Genomic DNA, 2,727 nt, shown 5'->3' on the forward strand with positions numbered 1-2,727 from the left:
CCCCCCCCCCCCCCCCCCCCCCCCCCCCCCCCCCCCCCCCCCCCCCCCCCCCCCCCCCCCCCCCCCCCCCCCCCGCGTCTGCGCCCACCCCGGCGACGCCCCTGGCACCATCCCCGGCGGACCGATCTCGCCGCGGGCCTTGCCTTCCGGCCTCCACCTGCTAACGTAATTCATCACATGCTAAAGTTTCTTTGCACGTGCCAGATGTACGCGTGTGGCAGTGGTAGTGATCTGTAGTCGCAGAGATCCGTGGTCACAGAGATCCGTGGTCACAGAGATCCGTGGTCACAGAGATCTGCACGTGGCAGAGATCTGCACGTGACAGAAGTCTTCAGGTGACGGAGATGGGCCCGCACGTGACGAGATCCGATCCATCCGGGGACGAGCTGGTGCAGATCATGGCCACGCTCGCCAACCCGCACCGGCTGCGGGTCCTCGCGGCGCTGGCCGGCGAGCGCAACTACGTGAGCCGGCTGGCCCGGGACCTGGACATCAGCCGGGCCCTGCTGCAGGTCCATCTGCGCAAGCTCGAGGCCGCCGGCCTCGTGACCGCCCGGCTGGAACTCTCGGAGGACGGCAAGGCGATGAAGTTCTACGAGATCACGGCCTTCGTGATCCAGTTGACCCCGCGGACCATCGCGCAGGCGGCCCGCACCCTCAGCCCGCAGGAGAAGGGAGCAACGGCATGAGTCCGTACGACTGGCAGGAGATCATCGGCGTCATCGGGGTCTTCACCCTGGTCACGTCCGTGGTCATCGTGTCGATCTGGCAGGTCGCCGCGACCTGGCGGGCGAAGGCGTCCCTCGCCCGGGAGAAGGAGTACCGGACGATCGCGGACCGAGCCGTCCTGTTCCAGGAGGGCACCGAACGCCAGCTCGCCGAGCTGGGAGGTCGCCTCGCGGAGATGCAGACCCGGCTGCGGTCCGTCGAGGGCATCCTCAAGGAGGTCGAGTAGGGCGGTCAGCGGCCGCCGAAATCCGCCCGGACGGCAGTGGTGATCTCGGCGTAGCGGCCCAGGCTCACCGCGTCGGCGCCGCCGTCGACCGGCAGGATCACCCCGTTGACGAACCGGGACAGGTCGCTGGCCAGGAAGACCACGGCCGCGGCGATGTCCTCGGGCTGCCCGACCCGGCCGGCCGGCTGCTCGTCGCGCAACGCCTCGGCAAGGTGTTCCATGAAGGCCGGCCGGCGGTCCCGCGCGATGCCCATGCCCATCACTGGCGTCATGGTGATGCCGGGGCAGATCGCGTTGGAGCGGATGCCGTGCCGGCCGAGCTCGGCCGCGGCATGGCGTACCACGCCGATGACGGCGTGCTTGCCGATCGTGTAGCTCGGCTGGCCCAGGCCGCCGCGCAGCCCCGAACCGCTGCTGGTGGTGATGATCGATCCGCCGCGGCCCTGCTCGATGAAGACGCGGGCGGCGTGGCGGTGCCCGGAGACGGCCGAGCCGACGATGAGGCGCAGCGACCGGTCGAGCCCGTCCGGCCCGAGATCGACGAACCCGGCCGGGTCGCCGGCGCCGCTGGCGTTGTTGAACATGATGTCCAGGCCGCCGAAGTGGCGCACCGCGGTGTCGACCAGGTTCGCGACCTGGTCGTCGTCGGAGACGTCCGCGTGGACGTAGACCGCGGCGTCGCCGAGCCGCTCGGCGGCGGCCCGGCCGCGCTCGTCCTGGATGTCACCGATGACCACGTGCGCGCCCTCGGCGACGAACGCCTCGACGCTGGCCAGGCCGATGCCACTGCTGCCGCCCGTGACAATCGCCGTCTTGCCTACCAGGTTGTCCGGCATCGCCGTCTCCTTCCGATCCGTGCTGACGCCAGCAGCAGTCCGAACCCGGGCGAGGGCCGGTTGCGGTGCGTTGTGCACGGTTTTTGCCGCCGGACCGTACGCACCGCACCGCAGCCCCTCCCGCGCCGGGCGAACCGGCCGTTGGCACGCGATGTTCCTGGTCGATGTCCGTGTCGTCGATGCCCGTGTGATCGGTGTTCGTGTGGTCGATGTCCGTGTGGTCGATGTCCGTGTGGTCGATGTTCGTGGTCGGCTCAGCGCAGCAGGACCTGGCCGCCGTCGAGCATGAGCGTCGCCCCGGTCAGGTACTGCATGTCGTCGCTGACCAGGCCGACGATCGCCCGGCCGATGTCGGCATAGGGGTCGCCGAGCCGGCGCAGCGGGGTCTGGCGGCGCTGCAGCTCCCAGCGCTCGGGGCTCTGCTTCATGTACTCCTCGGCCGCCGGCGACCAGGCGGCCGGGCAGACCTGGTTCACCCGGATCCCGTAACGGCCCCACTCGATGGCGGTGACCTTCGTCAGGCCGCCGATGGCCTCCTTCGCCATCGCGTACCCGAGCAGGCCGGGGGCGCCGCGCACCCCGATCCCCGATCCGAAGTTGACGACCGCGCCGCGGCCGGAGTCCCGCAACGCCTCGAAGCAGGCCTGCATCATGTGGACGCTGCCCAGCGGGCCGGTCTCGAAGGATTCGAGGAGCTCGGCGTCGGTGGCGTCGACCGTGGGGATGCGGACGGTGTTGTTCCCGCCCTGGGCGTTGTTGACGAGGATGTCGATCCGGCCAAAGGCGGCCAGCGTCGCCGCGACCGCGGCCTGCGCGTCGGCCCGCTCGGCCACGTCGCAGCGCAGCGCCAGCACCCGGGCGCCCTTGCCCGCCAGCTCCTCGGCGGCGGCGACCACTTTCGACTCGGTGCGGCCGAGCAGGGCCACCGCTGCGCCC

Annotated in this window: 4 protein-coding genes; 2 read left to right on the top strand and 2 right to left on the bottom strand. The window is 71.1% G+C overall.

Annotated features, from left to right (window positions below; genetic code table 11):
* The first annotated feature begins 344 nt into the window (after window positions 1-344).
* Window positions 345-689 (top strand): helix-turn-helix domain-containing protein, encoded by a 345-nt coding sequence (locus ND748_RS29565; RefSeq protein WP_251749486.1) that lies wholly within the window; start codon window positions 345-347, stop codon window positions 687-689.
* Window positions 686-955 carry a hypothetical protein gene (locus ND748_RS29570; protein WP_251749483.1) on the top strand — a complete coding sequence of 90 codons (270 nt, stop codon included), beginning with the start codon at window positions 686-688 and terminating at the stop codon, window positions 953-955. Before ND748_RS29565 ends, ND748_RS29570 begins: the two co-directional genes overlap by 4 nt.
* Before the next feature lie 5 nt (window positions 956-960).
* Here the strand turns inward: ND748_RS29570 and ND748_RS29575 are convergent, their stop codons facing one another.
* Both ND748_RS29575 and ND748_RS29580 read right to left on the bottom strand, forming a co-directional pair.
* The gene (locus ND748_RS29575) at window positions 961-1,791 is read right to left on the bottom strand and encodes an SDR family NAD(P)-dependent oxidoreductase (RefSeq protein WP_251749484.1); all 831 of its coding nucleotides are present in this window, start codon (window positions 1,789-1,791) and stop codon (window positions 961-963) included.
* Window positions 1,792-2,045: 254 nt separating this feature from the next.
* The coding region (locus ND748_RS29580) for an SDR family NAD(P)-dependent oxidoreductase (protein ID WP_251749485.1) at window positions 2,046-2,727 on the bottom strand (682 nt) is incomplete at its 5' end.

The organism is Frankia sp. AiPs1 (assembly GCF_023716945.1).
In the GTDB taxonomy this organism is placed as follows: domain Bacteria; phylum Actinomycetota; class Actinomycetes; order Frankiales; family Frankiaceae; genus Frankia.

Coding starts and splice junctions, on each gene's coding strand:
- ND748_RS29565 (WP_251749486.1), top strand. CDS start 345: ATGGGCCCGCACGTGACGAGATCCGATCCATCCGGGGACGAGCTGGTG.
- ND748_RS29570 (WP_251749483.1), top strand. CDS start 686: ATGAGTCCGTACGACTGGCAGGAGATCATCGGCGTCATCGGGGTCTTC.
- ND748_RS29575 (WP_251749484.1), bottom strand. CDS start 1,791: ATGCCGGACAACCTGGTAGGCAAGACGGCGATTGTCACGGGCGGCAGC.